Origin of the sequence: Actinomyces israelii (assembly GCF_030253495.1) — a bacterium.
Lineage (GTDB): Bacteria > Actinomycetota > Actinomycetes > Actinomycetales > Actinomycetaceae > Actinomyces > Actinomyces israelii.
Map to the genome: position 1 here is coordinate 2,228,668 of NZ_CP124548.1, position 18,841 is coordinate 2,247,508.

Sequence of the window (18,841 nt, forward strand, 5' to 3'; positions counted from 1 at the left end):
TCACGCACCGTGCGCGTCAAGATGCACCCCGGACACCGGCGCCATTGGTGCGAGGATCTCCCCATGACCCCCGCAGCAGCCCCGGGCTCAGCGCCCGCCCTGTCGTCGGGCCCGCTGACCGGCGACGTCGTCCGGCTCGAGCCCCTGGAGCCCGGGCACGTGCCCGGGCTGCGCGAGGCCGCCGTCGGCGCGGGGACGAGCGCCTTCGCGACCGTGCCCGCCCCCGAGGACGTTGCGGCCTACGTGACCGGCTCGATCGCGCGCCGCCAGGCCGGCTCCTACGCGCCTTTCGCGCAGGTCGAGGCCGCCACCGGCCGCGTCGTCGGGCACACCGCCTACCTGACGCCGCGGTGGATGCCGGGCGGGCGGCTCTTCGCCGTCGAGGTCGGCTCCTCGTGGCTGTCCCCCGCCGCCCGCGGCACGGCGGTCAACCCGGCCGCCAAGCTCCTGCTCATGACCCGGGCCTTCGAGGACTGGGGCGTGGACCGCCTCGACATCAAGACCGACGCCCGCAACGACGTCGCCCGGCGCGCCATCGCCGGCACCGGCGCCCGCTTCGAGGCCGTTCTGCACGCCTGGCAGCCCTCCCTGGCGCCCGGCGAGGAGGGGCGCGTGCGCGACACGGCCATGTTCTGCGTGACGGCGGACGACTGGCCCCGGGTGAGGGCCCATCTGGAGGAGCGCGTCGCCCGGCGCCTGGCCCGCGCCCGCTGAGCGGACCGGCGCGCTGTCGTCGTCCCGGCCCCATAGACTCCTGCCCGTCACGCCGGCGGCCGGCCCGCGCCACCGGCCGCGTCGTCGGAAGGATGCATGATGAGTGAGCTGCTCGATCCCGCCGAGGTCCTCGCCGAGGAGACCGGCTGGCAGCCGGCGCTGGAGCGCACCGACCTGCTCGCCCACCCGGTGGCCGCGGCCCTGAAGGCGCTGGGAGGCTCCTCCGAGGGCGCGCGGCTGGCCCGCCGGGCCCAGGTGGTTCAGATCGACCCGCGGTACTCCGACACCGGTGCTCTCAACGAGCGCTACCGCCTGGATCCCGCGGCCACCGGCAACTGCGTCCTGGTGGCGGGCAAGCGCGCCGGCGAGCAGCGGGTCGCCGCCTGCGTCGTGCGCGCGACTGACTTCGCCGACGTCAACCACGTGGTGAAGAGGCTCATCGACGTCCACAAGGCCTCCTTCCTGCCGGTGGAGCGGGCCGTGGAGATGAGCGGCATGGAGTACGGCGGCATCACGCCGGTGGGCGTGCCCGCCGCCTGGCGGCTCCTTATCGACGCCGGGGTCGCGGCGCGCGCCACGGTGCTCATCGGCTCCGGCGTGCGCCGCTCCAAGCTCCTCGTGCCCGGGGCGCTGCTGGCGGCGCTGCCCGGCGCGGAGGTGATCCGGGGGCTCGGCGTCACCCCGGCCTGACCCGGGGCGCACCCCGCCCCCTCGGCAACGACTGGCCCCTGGGCATGTGTTCTTCGGCATGCCGCGCCTCCTCGCGCGATGCGAGCAGGGCGCGCGCAGCCCACGGAGGCGGCGAAGGCGTCCAGCCGGCGGGATCCGCGCGACTCCGACCCGCGCCGCCTCCAAACAGATGTTCCCGGCCACCGCATCCGCCAGCGCCGTCGGCGGAGACACGGGTCGAAGCGCGCTATCCGTCCCGCCCGCCGCCTCCCGGCCCGTCCGCGCCCCGCTCAGCCCCTGACGGCCAGCTGGCGCAGCACGTACTGCAGGATGCCGCCGTTGCGGAAGTAGTCGGCCTCCCCGGGGGTGTCGATGCGCACGACGGCGTCGAAGGAGACCGCGCTCCCATCGGGCCTGACCGCCTCGACCGCGACCGTGCGCGGCGTGACGCCGTCGTTGAGGGCCGTCAGGCCCGTGATGGAGAAGGTCTCGGTGCCGTCCAGGCCCAGGCTCGCCGCCGACTCGCCGGCCGGGAACTGCAGGGGGGCGACCCCCATGCCGATGAGGTTGGAGCGGTGGATGCGCTCGAAGGACTCGGTGATGACGGCGCGCACGCCCAGCAGGGCGGTGCCCTTGGCGGCCCAGTCGCGCGAGGAGCCGGACCCGTACTCCTTGCCGCCGAGCACCACCAGCGGGACGCCGGCCGCCCGGTAGGCCCGGGAGGCGTCGAAGATCGACTCCTGCCCGCCGGTGAGGAAGTTGCGGGTGTATCCGCCCTCCACGCCGTCGAGGAGCTGGTTGCGCAGCCGGATGTTGGCGAAGGTGCCGCGGATCATGACCTCGTGGTTGCCGCGGCGCGAGCCGTAGGAGTTGAAGTCGCGGCGGGCCACCCCGTGGTCGGCCAGGTACCGGCCGGCCGGGGAGTCGGCCTTGATGGCGCCGGCCGGGGAGATGTGGTCGGTGGTCACCGAGTCGCCCAGCAGCGCCAGCACGCGGGCGCCGGCGATGTCCGTCACGGGGGTGAGCTCCATGGTGAGACCGTCGAAGAAGGGGGCCTTGCGCACGTAGGTGGACTCCTCGTCCCAGGCGAAGGTCTTGCCCTCGGGGGTGGGCAGGCCCCGCCAGCGCTCGTCCCCGGCGAAGACGTCGGCGTAGTCGGACACGAACATGTCCCGGTCGACGGTGGCGTCGATGGTGGCCTGCACCTCGGCGGGGTCGGGCCAGATGTCGGCCAGGAAGACGTCGCGGCCCTGGGCGTCGCGCCCGAGCGGCTGGGTGTCGAAGTCGAAGTCCATGGTGCCGGCCAGGGCGTAGGCGATGACCAGCGGCGGGGAGGCCAGGTAGTTCATCTTGACGTCGGGGTTGATGCGCCCCTCGAAGTTGCGGTTGCCGCTGAGCACCGAGACGACCGCCAGGTCGGCGTCGTTGACGACCGCCGAGACCTCGGCGGGCAGCGGCCCGGAGTTGCCGATGCAGGTGGCGCAGCCGTAGCCGACGACGTTGAAGCCGAGCTCGTCGAGGGCGGGCCACAGCCCCGCCTTGGCGTAGTAGTCGGTGACCACCTGGCTGCCGGGGGCCGTGGAGGTCTTGACCCACGGCTTGCTCCGCAGCCCCCTGGCGACGGCGTTGCGGGCCAGGAGGCCGGCGGCCACCATGACCGACGGGTTGGAGGTGTTGGTGCACGAGGTGATCGAGGCGATGGCCACGTGCCCGTGGTCGAGGACGGTATCGGTGCCGTCGGCCAGGGTGACCGGGGTGGGCCTGGATGCCTCGGCGGCGTAGGCGGGCAGGGCGGCCTCGAAGGCCTCCCTGGCGCGGGAGAGCTCGATGCGGTCCTGGGGGCGCTTGGGGCCGGCGATGGAGGGCACGACCGTGGCGAGGTCCAGCTCCAGGTACTCGGAGTAGACCGGCTCGCGGGCCGGGTCGTGCCACAGCCCCTGGGCCCTGGCGTAGGCCTCGACCAGGGCGATCCGCTCCTCGTCCCGGCCGGTCAGGCGCAGGTAGTCCACGGTGACGTCGTCGATGGGGAAGATGGCGGCGGTGGAGCCGAACTCGGGGCTCATGTTGCCGATGGTGGCGCGGTTGGCCAGCGGCACGGCGGCCACGCCCTCCCCGTAGAACTCGACGAACTTGCCCACCGCCCCGTGGGCGCGCAGCATCTGGGTGATGGTGAGCACGACGTCGGTGGCGGTGGCGCCGGCCGGGATGGAGCCGGTGAGCTTGAAGCCGACCACGCGCGGGATGAGCATGGACACGCTCTGGCCCAGCATGGCCGCCTCGGCCTCGATGCCGCCCACGCCCCAGCCCAGCACGCCCATGCCGTTGACCGTGGTCGTGTGGGAGTCGGTGCCCACGCAGGTGTCCGGGTAGGCCTGGGTGACGACCGTCCCGCCGGGCCCGGCGACCTGCCTGGTGAACACGGTGCGGGCCAGGTACTCGATATTGACCTGGTGGACGATACCTGTGCCGGGCGGCACCACCCGGAAGTTGGAGAAGGCGCCCTGGCCCCAGCGCAGGAACTGGTAGCGCTCGGCGTTGCGCCGGTACTCCAGCTCCTTGTTGCGCTCCAGGGAGGAGGACAGGCCGAAGGAGTCGATCTGGACGGAGTGGTCGATGACCATCTCGGCGGGGGCCAGGGGGTTGATCCTCTCGGGGTCGCCCCCCAGGTCCGCCACGGCCTCGCGCATGGTGGCCAGGTCCACGATGCAGGGCACCCCGGTGAAGTCCTGCATAATGACGCGGGCGGGGGTGAACTGGATCTCCGTGTCCGGCTCGGCCGCGGGGTCCCAGGCCGCCAGCGCCCTCACGTGGTCGGCGGTGACGTTGGCCCCGTCCTCGGTGCGCAGCAGGTTCTCGGCCAGGACCTTGAGGCTGTAGGGCAGGCGCTCCAGGCCGGGGACGGCGTCCAGGCGGAAGATCTCGTAGGAGCGGCCGTCCACGTCGAGGGTGGCGCGCGAGTCGAAGGTGTCGATACTGGCCAAGACGTCACTCCTGTTCTGCGGCTCCCGTCGTCTTACTGGGGATGCGCGACGGTTACGGCGCACACCGTATCCGCCACCGCGTTATCTCGCGTCAACATGGCGCTTCTGGCGCCCGCTTTACGCAAGACGGCCCGCGTGCATTCGGCCAGCGGGCCAGGAGCCCGCCCCCTGAGGGCGCCCACCGTCAGCCCCCGGCCCTCCAAAGGGTCAGGGTCATAAGAGGGTCAGGGTCATGGAGTCCTCGGAGTAGGTGACCGTGGTGAGGTGGTTCTTCGACAGGAGCGAGGAGAGCCCCTCTGCGGGTGAGACGACGACGGTGCCCGTGGGCGCGCTGCGATCGGCGGAGCCGGTGGAGTCGTCGTCGACGGGGGCCTCCCCCAGGTCCTGGCTCCAGGCCTCCGGCAGGCGCCGCTTGCCGGCCGGGGCGGAGGCGACCTCGACCGCCTTGCCGCCGTCGGCGCGGTGCACGAAGTCGGGCCGCGCGGTGCTCGTGGTGACGTCCTTGAGGACGCTCCCGTCCGGACCGAGCACCATGGCCGGGATGCTGATGGTGCCGGGGGCCGTGCCGCCGGTGAAGGACGGCTCGAACATCACCGCCACGGAGCCGTCGGCGAGGGGCGACAGGACCGGGCTGAGGCTGTCGCCCGGGTCCGCGTCCGGCGCCGTGAAGGTGGACAGCCGCGTGCCGGTGGCCGCCTCGGGGACCCGGTTGCCGGACACGACGAGGTTCGTGAGCGGCGAGAGCCCCATCGGCCTCGTGTCGGAGCGGCCGCTCCACTGCCCCGCTCCGCTGACCGGGTCCTACCCGGTCACGTAGTCGTCGCCGTCCCCTTGGGAGACGACGAGGACGCCGGTGCTGGTCGCCCGTGCGCAGATGTTAGGAGCCGTGCCGGGCGGGCGGGTCGCCGACCTGCCCTGCGGTCAGGTCGATGCTCCACGCCTGTGTGACGCCCCGCGCCCAGGCGCTGGAGGCGGGCGGCGGGGAGACGGCGGAGAAGCCTCGGCCCGAGCAGCCGCCCAGGGCCAGCGCGACCGCGGCGAGCAGGGCGAACCCGCGGATCGGCGTCAGGGGGTGACGGGGCCTCACTGCTCTCATGGTGCCGGACTCGCACCTCAAGGCGGCCGGGGCCATGGGTACCGCGCCCCTCGACGCCGAGCCCGGACGGGCGCCCCGACGCCGAGCGCGGCGCCCGTCCGGCCGCACCGGGTTCGGCCCGTCCCCCTCAGGGCCTGTCGAGCACGACGATCGTCTCGAGGTGATGGGTGTGGGGGAACATGTCCAGGGCGCTCATGGCCGCCAGCCGGTAGCCGGCCCCCATGAAGGTCCTCAGGTCCCGCGCCAGGGCCGCGGGATCGCAGGCCACCATGACCACGCGCCCCGCGCCGAGAGCGGCGACGGCCTCCACGACCTCGCGCCCGGCCCCCTGGCGCGGCGGGTCGAGGACGACGACGTCGGCCCCCGGCTCGCCGTCGGGCGCGAAGCGGCCCAGCCTCGCCACGGAGGCGGCGGTGACCCTGCCGGTGAGGAGGCGGGCCCCCTCCAGGGAGTGAAGGGTCCGGCGGGCGTCGCCCACCGCCTGCTCCCTGCCCTCCAGTGAGCGCACCGCCCCGGTCAGCACCGCCAGCGGCAGCGTGAACAGGCCCGCGCCGGCGTACAGCTCGACCACGCGCACGCCCGCCGTCCCGGCGGGGTCCAGGGGGCCGTCGCCGGCCCGCGTGCCGGCCGCCGTCGGCGCACCGGACAGGGCGGCGCGCACCACCCGGTCCACGAGCACCCCCGGCGCGTCGCGGTGCACCTGCCAGAAGCCGCCGGCGTGCACGCTGTAGCGCAGCCGTCCCAGCCCGAGGCCGGCGGCGTCGACGGTCTCCTCCACGCGCCGGCGCCCCGTGGGGCGCCCCGATGCGGTCAGGACCTGGTGACGGTCCCCGTCCGACAGGAGCACCACCGGCTCGCCGGCGCTGGGGGCGACGGCCCGCACACGCATGCCCGGTCGGTAGCGCCTGCGCCACAGGGCGCGCTCGGTCAGGCCGAGGTCCCGGATCGCCGAGACGGCCAGCGGCAGGGACGTCACCGGCAGGACCCGTCCCGAGCGGAAGCCGTGCATGCCGGCCAGGCCGTCGTCGGTGACGCTCAGGGCGACCCTGGTCCGGGTGCCGGCGCCGGCCCAGCGGCTCGCCCGCGGCTCGCCGCCCGCCTCCGCGTCGCCCGGCATGGGCTCGACGGGCACCGTGGCGGCCCCCCGGGCCTCGGGCAGGGAGGCGGCCGCGGCCGCGACCTCCTCGCCGCCGATGCGCCGCAGGCAGTCGGCCAGCACCCACCGCTTCCAGGTGCGCTGGGCAGGCAGGGCGACGTGGCAGAGCTCCCCGCCGCCCACTCCCCCCGGGCCGGCCTCGGGCCACACGGGCCGCACCCGGTCCGGCGAGGCCGACAGGATCTCGACGGCGTCGGCGCGCCAGATCTTGGCGTTCTTCTCGGTCAGCACGGCGCGCACCGTCTCACCGGGCAGGGCGTGGCGCACGAAGACGACATGGCCGGCGGGGTCGTCGTCGGGGCGGGCCACGCAGTGCCCGCCGTGAGCGGGCGGGCCCACCCGCAGGATCATTGTCTCGACGGCGCCGGAGGCCTGCGGCCTGCCGGGCGCGCTGGAGTGCGGACTGCGGGTGCTCATACGGTCTCTCCTGGGCCGGGCGCGCCGGCGGGCCGGCGGCGGTAGCGGTCTTCCCTGCGGACGGCGGCGTCGGCGTCGGCGATTCCCTTGGCGGTGCGGGCGCGCAGGCCGTGGTGGATGTGGGTCTCCCCGGGCAGTCCGAGCTGCCAGGGCACCGACGCCATGACGACCCCGGGCGTGAACAGCAGCGCGGTCTTGAGCCGCAGCGCGGTCTGATTGTGAAGGATCTGCTCCCACCAGCGGCGCACGAGGTACTCGGGCAGGAAGACGACGACCAGGTCTCGCGGGGACTCGCGGCGCACGGAGCGCACGTAGCTGACGATGGGGCGGGTGATGTCGCGGAAGGGCGAGTCCAGGACGGTCAGGGGCACAGCCAGCTCCGCCTCCTCCCAGGCGTCCAGGAGCCTGTCGGCACCGCCGTCGCCGGTGTCCACGGTGACGGCCTCGATGGAGGTCGGGTGGGTGGACTGGGCGTAGGTCAGGGCCCGCAGGGTGGGCTGGTGGAGGCGCGAGGCCAGGACGATGGCGTGGACGTGGGCGGGCAGCACGCGCGCGTCGTGCAGGTCGGAGATCGCCAGCTCCTCGCTCACGCGCCGGTAGTGGCGCCGGATCCGGCTCATCACCAGGCACAGGAGCGCCATAATGGTCAGGGTGATCCAGGCGCCGCGGGTGAGCTTGGTCGCCAGCACGATGAGCAGCACCAGGCCGGTGCCCGCCACGCCGATGGTGTTGATGACCCGGGAGCGGTGCATGCGGCGGCGCGCCCTGGGGTCGGTGGCGGTGGTCAGCTCGCGCGTCCAGTGGCGGACCATGCCGATCTGGGAGAGCGTGAAGGAGATGAACACGCCGACGATGTAGAGCTGGATGAGCCGGTTGGTGCTGGCGTCGAAGCCGACGATGAAGGCGACCGCACCCAGCCACAGCACGATAATGCCGTTGGAGTAGGCCAGGCGGTCGCCGCGCTGGGAGAGCTGGCGGGGCAGGAACTCGTCGCGGCCGAGTACGCTGGCCAGGACCGGGAAGCCGCTGAAGGCGGTGTTGGCGGCCAGCACCAGGATGAGCCCGGTCACCGCGGTGATGAGGTAGAACATCGGCTTGAAGCCGGCGAACACTGCTGCGGCGATCTGCCCGATGACCGGGGCCTGGTGGTAGCCCGCGCCCAGCGGCCGGCCGTGGCTGAGCAGCTCGGTGGCCGGGTCCTCGACCATGCGGACGCCGACGGCGCCGGCCAGGTGGATGATGCTCATGAGCATGAGCGCGGCGATCGTGCCCAGCATGAGCAGGGTGGTGGCGGCGTTGCGGGACTTGGGGCGCTGGAAGCTGGGCACGCCGTTGGAGATCGCCTCGACGCCGGTCAGGGCCGCGCACCCCGAGGAGAAGGCCCGCAGGATGAGGAAGGCTCCGGCCAGGCCGGTCAGGCCCTGCTCCCACCCGCTGTGGGTGACGACCTCGTAGGAGGCGCTCTCGGCCCGCCCGAGCGCGCCGGTGGCCTCCTGTATGAGGCCGACGACGGCGAGGGCCCCGATGGCCGCCATGTACAGGTAGGTGGGGATGGCGAAGGCGCCGCCCGACTCGCGGCTCCCGCGCAGGTTGAGCAGCGCCAGGCCGGTGGCGATGCCGACGGCGATCTCAACCTTGTGGTCCTCCGCCCAGGGCACGGCCGTGGCCAGGTAGGAGGTCCCCGAGGACACCGAGACGGCAACGGTCAGGACGTAGTCGCTCAGCAGCGCGGAGGCCACCAGCAGGCCGGCGTGCGGCCCCAGGTTGGTCGAGACGACCTCGTAGTCGCCGCCGCCGGAGGGATAGGCGTGAACGGTCTGCCGGTAGGAGGCGACCACCACCACGAGCACGCCGACGACCGCCAGCGCGACCCACGGCGCGATCGCCGTGGCCGCGACCCCCGCCACCGCCAGGGTGATGAGCACCTCGTCGGGCGCGTACCCGACCGAGGACAGGGCGTCGGAGGCGAAGACCGGCAGGGCGATCCGTTTGGGCAGGAGGGTCTCGCCAAGCGCTCGGCTGGGCACCGGGCGCCCGACGAGAAGCCGCTTGACACGGTCTGCGAAATCACGCACGACACCGAATCGTACGTCCGCGTTCCCCGGCGTCCAAGGTCCGGGGTACGGTTTTCCCGTGCACTTCGTCATTATGGGCTGCGGCCGCGTGGGGGCCTCCATGGCCACCCAGCTCGACCGCATGGGCCACTCCGTGTCCATTATCGACCAGCTCTCCGACGCTTTCCGCCGCCTGCCCGCCGAGTTCAACGGCCGCAAGGTCAAGGGTGTGGGCTTCGACCGGGACGCCCTGGAGCAGGCGGGCATCGACGAGGCCTACGCCTTCGCCGCGGTGTCCAATGGCGACAACTCCAACATCGTGGCCGCGCGGGTGGCTCGGGAGCTGTACGGCGTCGAGCACGTCGTGGCCCGCATCTACGACGCCCGTCGCGCCGACGTCTACGAGCGCCTGGGCATCCCCACGGTGGCGACGGTGCGGCAGACCGCCGAGCAGATGATGCGGCGGATCCTGCCCGGCGGCACGGCGCGGGAGATCGTCGACGTCTCCGGGGCCGTGGGCCTGGTTCAGCCCGACGTGTCCAACGCCTGGGTCGGCATGACCACCAGCGCGATCGAGGAGCGCCTGGATGTGCGGGTCGCGTGGATCTCCCGCGGGTCGACGGCGCTCGTGCCGCGGTCCACCACGGTGCTCCAGGAGCACGACCGCCTTCACCTCGCGGTCGCCACCGAGAGGCTCGTCACCGTCCAGCGCGCACTGTCCCGTGCACCCGTCGAGGAGGTCTGAGCAGTGAAGATCGTCATCACCGGCGCCGGTTCCGTGGGTCGTTCCATCGCCCGCGAGCTCATCAGCCACGGCCATGAGGTCACGCTCGTGGACCGCTCCCCCGACGCCATGCGCATCGCCTCGGTGCCCGAGGCCGACTGGCAGCTGGCCGACGCGTGCGACGTCGACGCCCTGGCCGAGGCGGGGGCGGGCGAGTGCGACGTCGTCGTCGCCGCGACCGGTGACGACAAGTCCAACCTCGTGACCTCGCTGCTGTCCAAGACCGAGTACGGCGTGCCCCGGACCGTGGCGCGCGTCAACAACCCGAAGAACGAGTGGCTCTTCGACGAGACCTGGGGGGTGGACGTGGCCGTCTCGACGCCCCGCATTATGACGGCGCTGGTGGAGGAGGCGGTCAGCGTCGGCTCGCTGGTGTCCGTGTTCACCTTCCACCAGTCCGGCGCCTTCATGCACGAGCTCACCCTGCCCGACGACTCCCCGGTCATCGGAGAGCTCGTCAGCGAGGTGGAGCTGCCTCCCCACACGGTCCTGGCGGCCATCCTGCGCGACTACCGTCCGATCAACCCCGACCGGGACGAGCGCTTCGAGCGCGGGGACGAGCTGCTGTTCCTCACCGCCCGCGAGGGGGAGGAGTCGCTGTCCGAGATACCCGAGCTGTTCACCTCCGCGGAGGGCCCCGGGCCCGAGCTCACGCCCGACACCGACCCGGCGCCCATGCTGGGCTGAGCCCGCCTCCCGGCCCGCCGCCCAGCGGCCTCAGCGGCCGGGGCGCCGGGAGGCGGGCCGCACGATCAGCCACACGAACCAGACGCACAGGGCGAACAGCGGCAGCCCCAGCACGATCCGGGCCACCCCCAGGGCCCCGACGGAGGCCTCCCCCGCCAGGTAGAGCGGCGCCTCCACGAGCAGGCGCAGGGCGAACATGGCCGTGAGCACTCCGGTGCCGGTGACGTAGCGGCGCCGGATCCCGGCCCGGGCCGGGTCGGTGCGCCAGGAGCCCCGGGCCGCGGGGCTCCCGCCGTCCTCGGCCGACGTCGCGCCGCCCGGGCCCGTGGGGCGCCACAGCTCCATGAGCACCCCGACGACCGGCCGGCGCGCCAGCAGGGAGCCCAGGCAGGCGGCCAGCCACGCGGCGTTGACGGCCAGGCCGGTGGCGTAGAAGTTGGACGCCCGCCCGCTGTGCCAGGCCCACGCGGCGCTCACCAGGGCCACCAGTGCGCCGCCGGCCACCTGCCTGAGGCCCTGACGCTGGGCGAGCCGCGCGATGAGGGCGACGGCGCTCACGGCCAGCGAGGCGACCAGGGCCGCGGCCAGCGCGGTCGGCGCCACCGCCATAATGATGACGAAGACGAGCGTGGGGACGGCGGACTCCAGCACGCCGCGCCAGCCCCCGACCGCGGCCGCGACGTCGAAGCGGTCGGCGTCGAGGGCGCCCAGCCCTGTGGCCGTGCGGGGGGCGTCAGTGGTTCTCACGGTGTCGGTCTCCAGTCAGTCTCCGGGGGCGAGGATCTCGTAGCTCGGGTTGTAGATCGTAGGGCGGGGCCGGCCGGCGACGACCATGCCCTCGGCCCGCAGGTGCACGCCGGGGCGGATCCCGACGATCGCCCGGCGCCCGATCCACACCAGGTCCACCGAGCCGGTGCCGTCGTAGAGCTGGCCGACCAGGACGGGCTTGTCCGTGGACGGCCTGAAGGTGACGGCGCGCAGCACGCCGGAGACCTCCGAGCGTCGGCGCGCCCGCAGCTCGCCGACGGGCATGGTCCCCCGCCTGCGCGCGGAGGTCGCCTCGTCGAGGGCGTCGATGTCCTCGCGGCTGGAGCGCAGCCGGGAGAAGCGGTCCCTCAGAGCGCGCAGTGCACGGCTCATCGCACCTCGGCGATGGTCGGCCCGGGCTCGAGGGGGTCGAGGCCAGGCAGGTCCTCGGCGGCCGGGGCGTTGACGATCCCGGGGGCGTGAAGCGGGAGGATCTCCCGCGGCGGCCTGGCGGCGCCGTCGCGCACGACGACGATGTCGGCGAAGACGCCGCGCAGCACCTGTGAGGCCGCCTCGTCGGTGGCGGCGGGGCCCTGGAGCACGCCGCGCAGGAACCAGCGGGGGCCGTCCACCCCGATGAAGCGGGCCGCGACCGTCCCCTCCCGGCCGTCCGGGGTGCGCACGGGCACGTGCGCGAGGAGCTCCGGGCCGTGCTCGCCGTCCTCGACCTCGAAGCGGGCGCCGGCACGGGTCAGCTCGGCGGTGATGTCCTCGCGCAGCTCGTCCCAGATGCCGATGGTGCGCGGCGCCGCGAAGGCGCGGAGCTCGAGCGTGGAGCCGGACAGGACCAGGACGGCGGCCGATATCTCCTGGCCCGCCCCTCCTGGGTTCTCCAGGCGTATCTGCATCCCGTCCACGGCCGGTACGCGCAGGGAGCCCAGGTCGATCCGGCCCACGGATCCCGGGCGGTCGGGCGCATCGGCGGCGTCCCAGGGGCCGGTGCCGGTCTCGGCGGACGCCCGGGGTGCGACGTCATCGGAGTTGGTGCTCGATTCGCTCGCGTCGTCGTCTCGACGACGGGAGAACAGTCCCATGAGGGTCTCCTTGTCGGGGTGTGGTGCTCCACGGGGGAGCGGGTGCTCGAGCCTGTGGTCAGCCCGCGCAGTCGGTGCACACCGGCTGTCCGGTGGCCTCGTCGATATAGGCCAACGAGCCGCGGTGGTGGACCAGGAAGCACTCGGAGCAGGTGAACTCGTCCTCCAGCTGGGGGACGACGTGAACGCTCAGCTCCTCGCGGGACAGATCCGCCCCCGGCAGCTCGAAGCCCTCGGCGACCTCGTTCTCGTCCTCCTCGATGGCCTCCGAGGACTGGTCCTTCTGCCGGGCGGTAAGCTCCTCGATGGAGTCGGACTCGGGCTCGTCGTCGTTCTTGCGCGGGGCGTCGTAGTCGGTCGCCATGGCCTGTCACTCTCTCTCGTCGACGGCACTCGATCGGACTCTCGGGCGGTCCGCAGCTCCGCCGGAACCGGCTATAACACCGAAGACCAGCTGCTGTCGACCCCTCCGAGCAGGGCACGCGCACCATAGCACCACGAACTGGTCACGTGAACCATGCTCAACGGCGATGCAATAGGGCTCAGGGCGAACAGACTCACACGCCGGCCGCATGGCACACCGGGCGACATCCCGCGGCCCGAGCGGCCGGGATGGCACGCTGAGCCTGTACGACGGATACGAGGAGGCATATCCCCCATGATCGAGCTCGAGCTGCTGGGCGCCAACGGTGACACCGTCGTCATGACCGACGGCAAGGGTGAACGCTACAGCATCGTCGTCGATGATGCCCTGCGCGCCGCGGTGCGCCGCGCACGTCCGGCCGCGCTGTCACGGGCCATCGCGCCGCCGACCCCCGGCTCGGCCGTCCGCCCCCGCGAGCTGCAGGCCTTCATGCGCGCCGGCGCCAGCGCCGAGGAGGTCGCCACCACCACCGGCATGGACGTCGAGCACGTGCGCCGCTTCGAGGGCCCGGTCCTGGCGGAGCGGGCGTGGGCGGTCCGCCAGGCTCAGGCGTGCCGCATCGGCTGGGAGAAGGACTCCCCCGTTCTGGGCGAGCTCGTCGTGGACCGCCTGGCCACTCGCGGGGTGGAGCCGACGAGCCTGCAGTGGGACGCGCTGCGCGAGGGCCGCGACCCCTGGCAGGTGACCCTCGCCTTCGTCCAGGGGGCGCAGGCCAAGCTCGCCCGCTGGGAGCTGGACATGACCGCCCGCTCCGTCAGCGCGCTGGACGAGGAGGCCCGCTGGCTCACGGAGGCCGCCGCCGCTGCTCAGCGCCCGCCGGTCTTCGACCAGGACTCCCCCGTCTCCGGCGCCTCGGCGTCCTCGGCGCCGACGGCGGCGAGCCCGGTGGCGCCGGCCGCGGAGTCGGCGGCCTCCCCCGTCTCCCCTCCCGCGGCCGCGGAGGCGGGAGAGCCTGAGCAGTCCGCGTGGAACGAGGTGCGGGCGGGCCTCGAGGACTCCTCGACCGACGCGCTGCTGGCGGACCTGGCCTCCAGCCGCGGGCGCAGGCTGGAGGTCGAGCCCCCGGCGGACGAGGAGGAGCCCGCGGAGCCGATGACCTCGCCGCGCGGGCAGGCCCAGATCGTCTCGATGTCCGACCGCCGCAGGGTCGCCGTGGGCCAGGGCGGGCACTATCCGGCCGCTGCGAGGCGCCGCGCCTCGGCCCCCAGCGCGCCGTCCCCCGCACCGCCCGCTCCGGCGTCGGCCTCGCCCCAGGCCGCGGCCTCGGCCCACAGTGCTCCGACCGTGCCGCTGGCCCAGGTGGAGAGGCGGACCGAGCAGGACGAGTCCGATCGGGCACCGGCCGTGCCCGCCCCCAGGCCCAAGCGGCGCTCGCGCCGCTCCGTCCCCTCCTGGGACGAGATCGTCTTCGGGGCCAAGCCCGAGTAGCCCTCCGGAGGGCCCGGCCCCGCCGCCCCAGGCCCCGGGGCGACCAGTCAGGTCAGGACCGTCAGCAGGGGGACGGTCGTCTCGGCCCGCGTGAGGGACCCGTGCACGCCGGGCATGGCCATGGCGGACTCGCTGTGGACGCGCGGGTCGACCGCCACCCACTCCCGGCTCATCGCCACCAGGACATCGCCCACGACGCCGGCCGCCCGCTGCCCGACCGGGCCCAGGTGCCGGTCCGCCTCGGCCCGGGTGCCGATCCACAGGGCCCGCTCCCCCAGCTCGTCGCGCCACCGCTGGGCGACCTCGGAGGCGACGTCCTGGTCCGACCCGGGCACGTAGAGGTGGGTGAAGCGCGGCTCGCCCGCCACGGCGACGACGTCGCGGCTCAGGGCGGGGCGCGCCGAGACGTCGATGCGCCGGTCGGGCCCGGTGTCGACCATGCCGTGGTCGGCGGTGAGGATGATGCGGGTGCCGGCGGGGACGCGGCGCGCGAGCCCTGCCAGGGCGGCGTCGAGGCGCTCGAGCTGCTCGAGCCACCGCACGGACCGCCAGCCGTGGGCGTGGCCGGTGTGATCGAGCTCGCCGACGTAGAGGTAGACCAGGGGGATGCCCCGCCGCAGCGCCTCGACGGCGAGTCCCGGACGGGCCTCGAGGCAGTCGGCGCCCAGGTGGGGTGCGCCGCGCAGGCCGGCCACGGTCAGCCCCGAGCCGGCGAAGCGGGCGGGGCCGATCGTCACGGCCAGGGGCGCGCCGGGCTCGCCGCGGGGGCGGGGACGGCCCGGGTCGCGCTCGAGCCGCTCGAAGATGGTGGGCACGTCCTGCCAGGCCCGCGGGTCGGGGGCGCGCCCCTCCCAGGTGATCAGGCACAGGTTCTGCTCGGGGTGCGGGGCCGTGTCCACGAGCAGGGTCCGGTCCAGCAGCGGGTTGAGCACGCTGTAGCCGACCATGCCGGTGACTCCGGGCAGGGCGCCGGTGCCCAGGGTCGTCAGCGCGGCCGCCGTCGTCGAGGGGGTGCAGGTCCGCGCGGCGGGCCCGGGACCGGAGGCCGCTCGGGCCGCCGGCCCCGTGGACGAGGACGAGGCGGACAGCCAGGACCGCAGCGTGGGCGCGTGCCCCAGGCGCTCGCGCAGCATCTCCAGGCCCAGCCCGTCGACGAGCACGACGACGGTCGGGGTGGTCCCGGAGTCCTCGGCCAGCAGGCTCCAGGCGGCGGCGGCCTCGCGCGCCTGCGCGTCGGAGAGCACGTCGGGCAGATCGACGTCGCGCAGGCGCAGCCCCGCTCCGGCCGCGGCGGCGCCCAGGACCTGGCGCAGGTGCGGCGCGCTCATGCGCGCGCCGCGGCCCGGACGGTCGCCTCGGACAGCGCCCGGGCGAAGCGGTCGGCGCGGGCCAGCGCGGCGTCGCCCTCAACCCCGGCGGCGACCCGTATGACGATGTCGTCGGGCATGGAGATCCCCGTCAGCCCGTGCTCGGCCTCGCAGGACGGGTCGCCGCAGGTCGCCGGCTCGAGCTCCAGGCGGCGCACCGCGCCCCAGCAGACCGAGATCGTCACCTCGGTCAGCTGTCCGCCGCCGGCGGCGGGCTCGCGCACGCCCCGGGTCAGCGACACCGAGGAGATGCGGGCGATGGGCACGGCCTCGCTGGTGGCCACCGCGCCCGGCCTGCCGTCCTCGCGCGGGACGTCATCGACGTGGACGATAATGAGCCGGCTGGTGGTCAGAGCGAGCACGGTCAGGTGGCGGTGCACCGCGTCATCGAAGGTGGTCTCGGCCTGGACGAGGTCGACGACGATCTCCTCGCCCGCCACGGCGACGTCGAGCGTGCCCAGAACGAGCTCGGGGTAGTAGCCGGCGTGCCGCACCTCCTCGGCCAGGGGCGTCGAGGATGCGGCGTCGTCGGGTCGGCCCTGCGCAGTCCACTTCATGGGCCGATCATGCCACCAACCTGCGACAGGCCCGCGGGCCGGGGCCACTGGGCGCGGCCGGTCCCGCACTCGACGGCCGATGCGGCCGCCTCCGGGTGTCGTCTTCCCATTCCGGGCCCTCATCGCGCATGATGCGGGGCATGCCGAAGTCCGCTACGCAGCCGCCTCCCCCCGTCGACGGCCTCATTGTCGACCAGGACCTGCCCACGGAGATGCGCACGTCCTTCCTGGAGTACGCCTACTCCGTGATCTACGCCCGCGCCCTGCCGGACGCCCGCGACGGCCTCAAGCCCGTCCAGCGCCGCATCCTGTTCCAGATGGACCGCATGGGGCTGCGCCCCGACCGGCCGCACGTGAAGTGCTCGCGCGTCGTCGGCGACGTCATGGGGCGGCTCCACCCGCACGGCGACGTCGCCATCTACGAGGCCCTGGTGCGCCTGGCCCAGCCCTTCACCATGCGCCTGCCGCTGGTCGACGGGCACGGCAACTTCGGCTCCCTGGACGACGGCCCGGCCGCGGCCCGCTACACCGAGGCGAGGCTGGCCAGCAGCGCCCTGGCGCTGACGGCGGACATCGACGAGGACACCGTCGACTTCTCCCCCAACTACGACTACACCCTCACCGAGCCGGGTGTCCTGCCGGCGGCCTTCCCCAACCTGCTGGTCAACGGCGCCTCGGGCATCGCGGTGGGGATGGCGACCAATATGCCGCCGCACAACCTCGTCGAGGTCGCTGCCGCCGCCCGCCACCTCATCGAGCACCCCCAGGCCACCCTGGAGGACCTCATGGCCTTCGTGCCCGGCCCGGACCTGCCGGCCGGCGGCATGATCGTCGGCCTGAACGGCATCCGCGAGGCCTACCGCACCGGGCGCGGCAAGTTCCTCACCCGTGCGACCGCCCGCATCGAGAACGTGACCGCCCGCAAGAAGGGCATCGTGATCACCGAGCTGCCCTACCTGGTCGGCCCGGAGAAGGTCATCACCCGCATCAAGGAGACGGTGGCCTCCAAGAAGCTCCAGGGCATCACCGACGTCGCCGACCTCACCGACCGCAAGAACGGCACGCGCCTGGTCATCACGGTCAAGAACGGCTACAACCCCGAGGCGGTGCTCGCCCAGCTCTACAAGCACACGCCGCTGGAGGACTCCTTCGGGATCAACAACGTGTGCCTGGTGGACGGCCAGCCGCGCACGCTGGGCCTGCGCGAGCTGCTCGAGGTCTTCGTCCGCCACCGCCTGACGGTCGTGGAGCGCCGCACCCGCTTCCGCCTGGGCAGGCGCAGGGAGCGCCGGCACCTGGTCGAGGGCCTGCTCATCGCGATCCTCGACATCGATGAGGTCATCCAGGTGGTGCGCTCCAGCGAGGACGCCGCCACCGCCCGCACCCGTCTCATGCGGGTCTTCGACCTCACCGAGCCGCAGGCGAGCTACATCCTGGAGCTGCAGCTGCGGCGCCTGACCAAGTTCTCGGTCATCGAGCTGGAGAAGGAGCGCGACTCCCTGGCCCGGGAGATCGCCGAGCTCGAGGCCGTCCTGAACGACGAGGCGCTGCTGCGGGGCGTGGTCTCCCGCGAGCTGGCCGCGGTGGCCGAGGAGTTCGGCACGCCGCGGCGAACGGTGCTCCTCGAGGCCCCCGGGGCCGGGGCCCCGGGCTCGGGACCGCAGGCGCCCGACGGCGCGGGAGCGAACGCCCCGGGCGCCACGAAGCAGGCGGCCATGAGCCTCATGGCCGGCGCCTCCGACGTCCCGCTGACCGTCCCGGACGACCCGTGCCGGGTGCTCCTGTCGGCCACGGGCCTGGTGGCGCGCACGGCCGGGGCGGAGCCCGTCTCGCGCGCGGGCGGGCGCCGGCGCCACGACGCGATCACGAGCCAGGTCGCCGCGACCGCGCGCGGCCGGGTCGGGGCCGTCACCGACACGGGCCGCCTGGTGCGCCTGGACGTCGTGGCGACCCCGGAGATCCCGCGCCCGGAGGGGGCGCCCTCGCTCGCCGGCGGGCAGCCCGCGCGCCTGCTGGTCGACATCGAGCCGGAGGAGAGGGTCGTCGGCCTGGTACCCATCGGCTCGCAGACGACTCCGCCGATCGTGCTGGCCACCGCCGCGGGCGTCATCAAGCGCGTCAGACCGGGCGACGAGCCCGGCCGCGGCGACTCCTGGGAGGTGATCGCGCTGGCCGACGGCGACCGCGTCGTCTTCGCCGGCACCGCCGCCGACTCCGACATCCTCGCCCTGGTGACCTCGGACGCCCAGCTGCTGCGCTTCGAGGCGTCCAGGGTGCGCCCCCAGGGGCGGGGCGCGGGCGGCATGGCGGGCATCTCCCTGCACGAGGGGGCGCGCGTCATCGCCGGCTCCGCGGTGCCCGCCGACCTGCTGGCCGAGGCCGTCGTCGTCACGATCGCCGACGCCGAGGGGGCGCTGCCGGGCACCGGGACGGGCTCGGTCAAGGTGACCCCGCTGGACCGCTACCCCGCCAAGGGGCGGGCCACCGGGGGTGTGCGCGCCCAGCGCTTCCTGCGCGGGGAGGACGAGCTCGTCCTCGCCTGGGTCGGGGTGGGCCCGGCCCGGGCGGTCGGGCCGGGCGGCCAGAGCGTAGGGCTGCCCGAGACCGACGAGCGCCGCGACGGCTCCGGCTCGCCGCTGTCCGCCCCGGTGGCCGGGATCGGGTGA

Annotated in this window: 17 protein-coding genes; 6 read left to right on the forward strand and 11 right to left on the reverse strand. The window is 74.2% G+C overall.

Annotated features, from left to right (window positions below):
* Nucleotides 1-63: 63 nt before the first annotated feature.
* On the forward strand, nucleotides 64-714 hold the full coding sequence (locus tag AIF0345_RS09215) for a GNAT family N-acetyltransferase (RefSeq protein ID WP_043558073.1): 651 nt from the start codon (nucleotides 64-66) through the stop codon (nucleotides 712-714).
* Nucleotides 715-813: 99 nt separating this feature from the next.
* The gene (locus AIF0345_RS09220; protein ID WP_285295966.1) at nucleotides 814-1,404 is read left to right on the forward strand and encodes a YbaK/EbsC family protein; all 591 of its coding nucleotides are present in this window, start codon (nucleotides 814-816) and stop codon (nucleotides 1,402-1,404) included.
* A 269-nt stretch (nucleotides 1,405-1,673) separates the two neighbouring features.
* Here the strand turns inward: AIF0345_RS09220 and acnA are convergent, their stop codons facing one another.
* The 5 genes from acnA to AIF0345_RS09245 all read right to left on the reverse strand — a co-directional run bounded on the left by acnA (nucleotide 1,674) and on the right by AIF0345_RS09245 (nucleotide 9,108).
* Nucleotides 1,674-4,364, reverse strand: coding sequence for an aconitate hydratase AcnA (gene acnA, locus AIF0345_RS09225; RefSeq protein WP_285295967.1), 2,691 nt, complete (start codon nucleotides 4,362-4,364; stop codon nucleotides 1,674-1,676).
* A 213-nt stretch (nucleotides 4,365-4,577) separates the two neighbouring features.
* Nucleotides 4,578-5,114 (reverse strand): hypothetical protein, encoded by a 537-nt coding sequence (locus AIF0345_RS09230; protein ID WP_285295968.1) that lies wholly within the window; start codon nucleotides 5,112-5,114, stop codon nucleotides 4,578-4,580.
* A gap of 127 nt (nucleotides 5,115-5,241) precedes the next feature.
* Nucleotides 5,242-5,451 (reverse strand): hypothetical protein, encoded by a 210-nt coding sequence (locus AIF0345_RS09235; RefSeq protein WP_285295969.1) that lies wholly within the window; start codon nucleotides 5,449-5,451, stop codon nucleotides 5,242-5,244.
* A 136-nt stretch (nucleotides 5,452-5,587) separates the two neighbouring features.
* Nucleotides 5,588-7,033, reverse strand: coding sequence for a class I SAM-dependent RNA methyltransferase (locus AIF0345_RS09240; protein WP_043558085.1), 1,446 nt, complete (start codon nucleotides 7,031-7,033; stop codon nucleotides 5,588-5,590).
* Nucleotides 7,030-9,108 carry an APC family permease gene (locus tag AIF0345_RS09245; protein WP_285295970.1) on the reverse strand — a complete coding sequence of 693 codons (2,079 nt, stop codon included), beginning with the start codon at nucleotides 9,106-9,108 and terminating at the stop codon, nucleotides 7,030-7,032. The genes AIF0345_RS09240 and AIF0345_RS09245 overlap by 4 nt, the downstream gene beginning before the upstream one ends.
* Before the next feature lie 58 nt (nucleotides 9,109-9,166).
* On the opposite strand from AIF0345_RS09245, the gene AIF0345_RS09250 reads away from it, so the two are divergent.
* A complete protein-coding gene (locus AIF0345_RS09250) occupies nucleotides 9,167-9,832 on the forward strand; it encodes a potassium channel family protein (protein ID WP_043558090.1) in 666 nt (221 codons plus the stop codon).
* Between the two features lie 3 nt (nucleotides 9,833-9,835).
* Entirely contained in the window at nucleotides 9,836-10,558 is a 723-nt protein-coding gene (locus tag AIF0345_RS09255) for a potassium channel family protein (RefSeq protein WP_043558092.1), read from the forward strand.
* Nucleotides 10,559-10,588: 30 nt separating this feature from the next.
* On the opposite strand, the gene AIF0345_RS09260 is transcribed toward AIF0345_RS09255, so the two are convergent.
* Genes AIF0345_RS09260 through AIF0345_RS09275 form a run of 4 tightly spaced genes read right to left on the reverse strand, consistent with a single transcriptional unit; the run spans nucleotide 10,589 to nucleotide 12,763 of the window.
* Nucleotides 10,589-11,305 (reverse strand): DUF3159 domain-containing protein, encoded by a 717-nt coding sequence (locus AIF0345_RS09260; RefSeq protein WP_285295971.1) that lies wholly within the window; start codon nucleotides 11,303-11,305, stop codon nucleotides 10,589-10,591.
* A gap of 15 nt (nucleotides 11,306-11,320) precedes the next feature.
* The gene (locus tag AIF0345_RS09265; RefSeq protein WP_043558097.1) at nucleotides 11,321-11,698 is read right to left on the reverse strand and encodes an OB-fold nucleic acid binding domain-containing protein; all 378 of its coding nucleotides are present in this window, start codon (nucleotides 11,696-11,698) and stop codon (nucleotides 11,321-11,323) included.
* Complete coding sequence (locus AIF0345_RS09270) at nucleotides 11,695-12,399, reverse strand: DUF3710 domain-containing protein (protein ID WP_285295972.1); 705 nt, start codon at nucleotides 12,397-12,399, stop codon at nucleotides 11,695-11,697. The genes AIF0345_RS09265 and AIF0345_RS09270 overlap by 4 nt, the downstream gene beginning before the upstream one ends.
* Before the next feature lie 58 nt (nucleotides 12,400-12,457).
* On the reverse strand, nucleotides 12,458-12,763 hold the full coding sequence (locus AIF0345_RS09275) for a DUF4193 domain-containing protein (protein ID WP_043558102.1): 306 nt from the start codon (nucleotides 12,761-12,763) through the stop codon (nucleotides 12,458-12,460).
* 294 nt (nucleotides 12,764-13,057) lie between these two features.
* Between AIF0345_RS09275 and sepH the strand changes: the two genes are divergently transcribed.
* Nucleotides 13,058-14,251: a septation protein SepH gene (gene sepH, locus AIF0345_RS09280; RefSeq protein WP_043558105.1), complete on the forward strand. Its 1,194-nt coding sequence runs from the start codon at nucleotides 13,058-13,060 to the stop codon at nucleotides 14,249-14,251.
* A gap of 47 nt (nucleotides 14,252-14,298) precedes the next feature.
* Here sepH and AIF0345_RS09285 read toward each other — a convergent pair whose 3' ends face one another.
* Both AIF0345_RS09285 and AIF0345_RS09290 read right to left on the reverse strand, forming a co-directional pair.
* A complete protein-coding gene (locus AIF0345_RS09285) occupies nucleotides 14,299-15,579 on the reverse strand; it encodes an alkaline phosphatase family protein (protein ID WP_043558107.1) in 1,281 nt (426 codons plus the stop codon).
* On the reverse strand, nucleotides 15,576-16,175 hold the full coding sequence (locus AIF0345_RS09290; protein ID WP_043558108.1) for a DUF5998 family protein: 600 nt from the start codon (nucleotides 16,173-16,175) through the stop codon (nucleotides 15,576-15,578). Before AIF0345_RS09290 ends, AIF0345_RS09285 begins: the two co-directional genes overlap by 4 nt.
* 140 nt (nucleotides 16,176-16,315) lie before the next feature.
* Between AIF0345_RS09290 and AIF0345_RS09295 the strand changes: the two genes are divergently transcribed.
* Complete coding sequence (locus AIF0345_RS09295; protein ID WP_285295973.1) at nucleotides 16,316-18,841, forward strand: DNA gyrase/topoisomerase IV subunit A; 2,526 nt, start codon at nucleotides 16,316-16,318, stop codon at nucleotides 18,839-18,841.

Excerpts from the sequence above, each read along its gene's own strand:
- AIF0345_RS09285 (WP_043558107.1), bottom strand. The coding sequence starts at position 15,579 with ATGAGCGCGCCGCACCTGCGCCAGGTCCTGGGCGCCGCCGCGGCCGGA.
- AIF0345_RS09220 (WP_285295966.1), top strand. The coding sequence starts at position 814 with ATGAGTGAGCTGCTCGATCCCGCCGAGGTCCTCGCCGAGGAGACCGGC.
- AIF0345_RS09295 (WP_285295973.1), top strand. The coding sequence starts at position 16,316 with ATGCCGAAGTCCGCTACGCAGCCGCCTCCCCCCGTCGACGGCCTCATT.
- AIF0345_RS09230 (WP_285295968.1), bottom strand. The coding sequence starts at position 5,114 with ATGGGGCTCTCGCCGCTCACGAACCTCGTCGTGTCCGGCAACCGGGTC.
- AIF0345_RS09270 (WP_285295972.1), bottom strand. The coding sequence starts at position 12,399 with ATGGGACTGTTCTCCCGTCGTCGAGACGACGACGCGAGCGAATCGAGC.
- AIF0345_RS09290 (WP_043558108.1), bottom strand. The coding sequence starts at position 16,175 with ATGAAGTGGACTGCGCAGGGCCGACCCGACGACGCCGCATCCTCGACG.
- AIF0345_RS09240 (WP_043558085.1), bottom strand. The coding sequence starts at position 7,033 with ATGAGCACCCGCAGTCCGCACTCCAGCGCGCCCGGCAGGCCGCAGGCC.
- AIF0345_RS09215 (WP_043558073.1), top strand. The coding sequence starts at position 64 with ATGACCCCCGCAGCAGCCCCGGGCTCAGCGCCCGCCCTGTCGTCGGGC.
- AIF0345_RS09275 (WP_043558102.1), bottom strand. The coding sequence starts at position 12,763 with ATGGCGACCGACTACGACGCCCCGCGCAAGAACGACGACGAGCCCGAG.
- sepH (WP_043558105.1), top strand. The coding sequence starts at position 13,058 with ATGATCGAGCTCGAGCTGCTGGGCGCCAACGGTGACACCGTCGTCATG.
- AIF0345_RS09265 (WP_043558097.1), bottom strand. The coding sequence starts at position 11,698 with ATGAGCCGTGCACTGCGCGCTCTGAGGGACCGCTTCTCCCGGCTGCGC.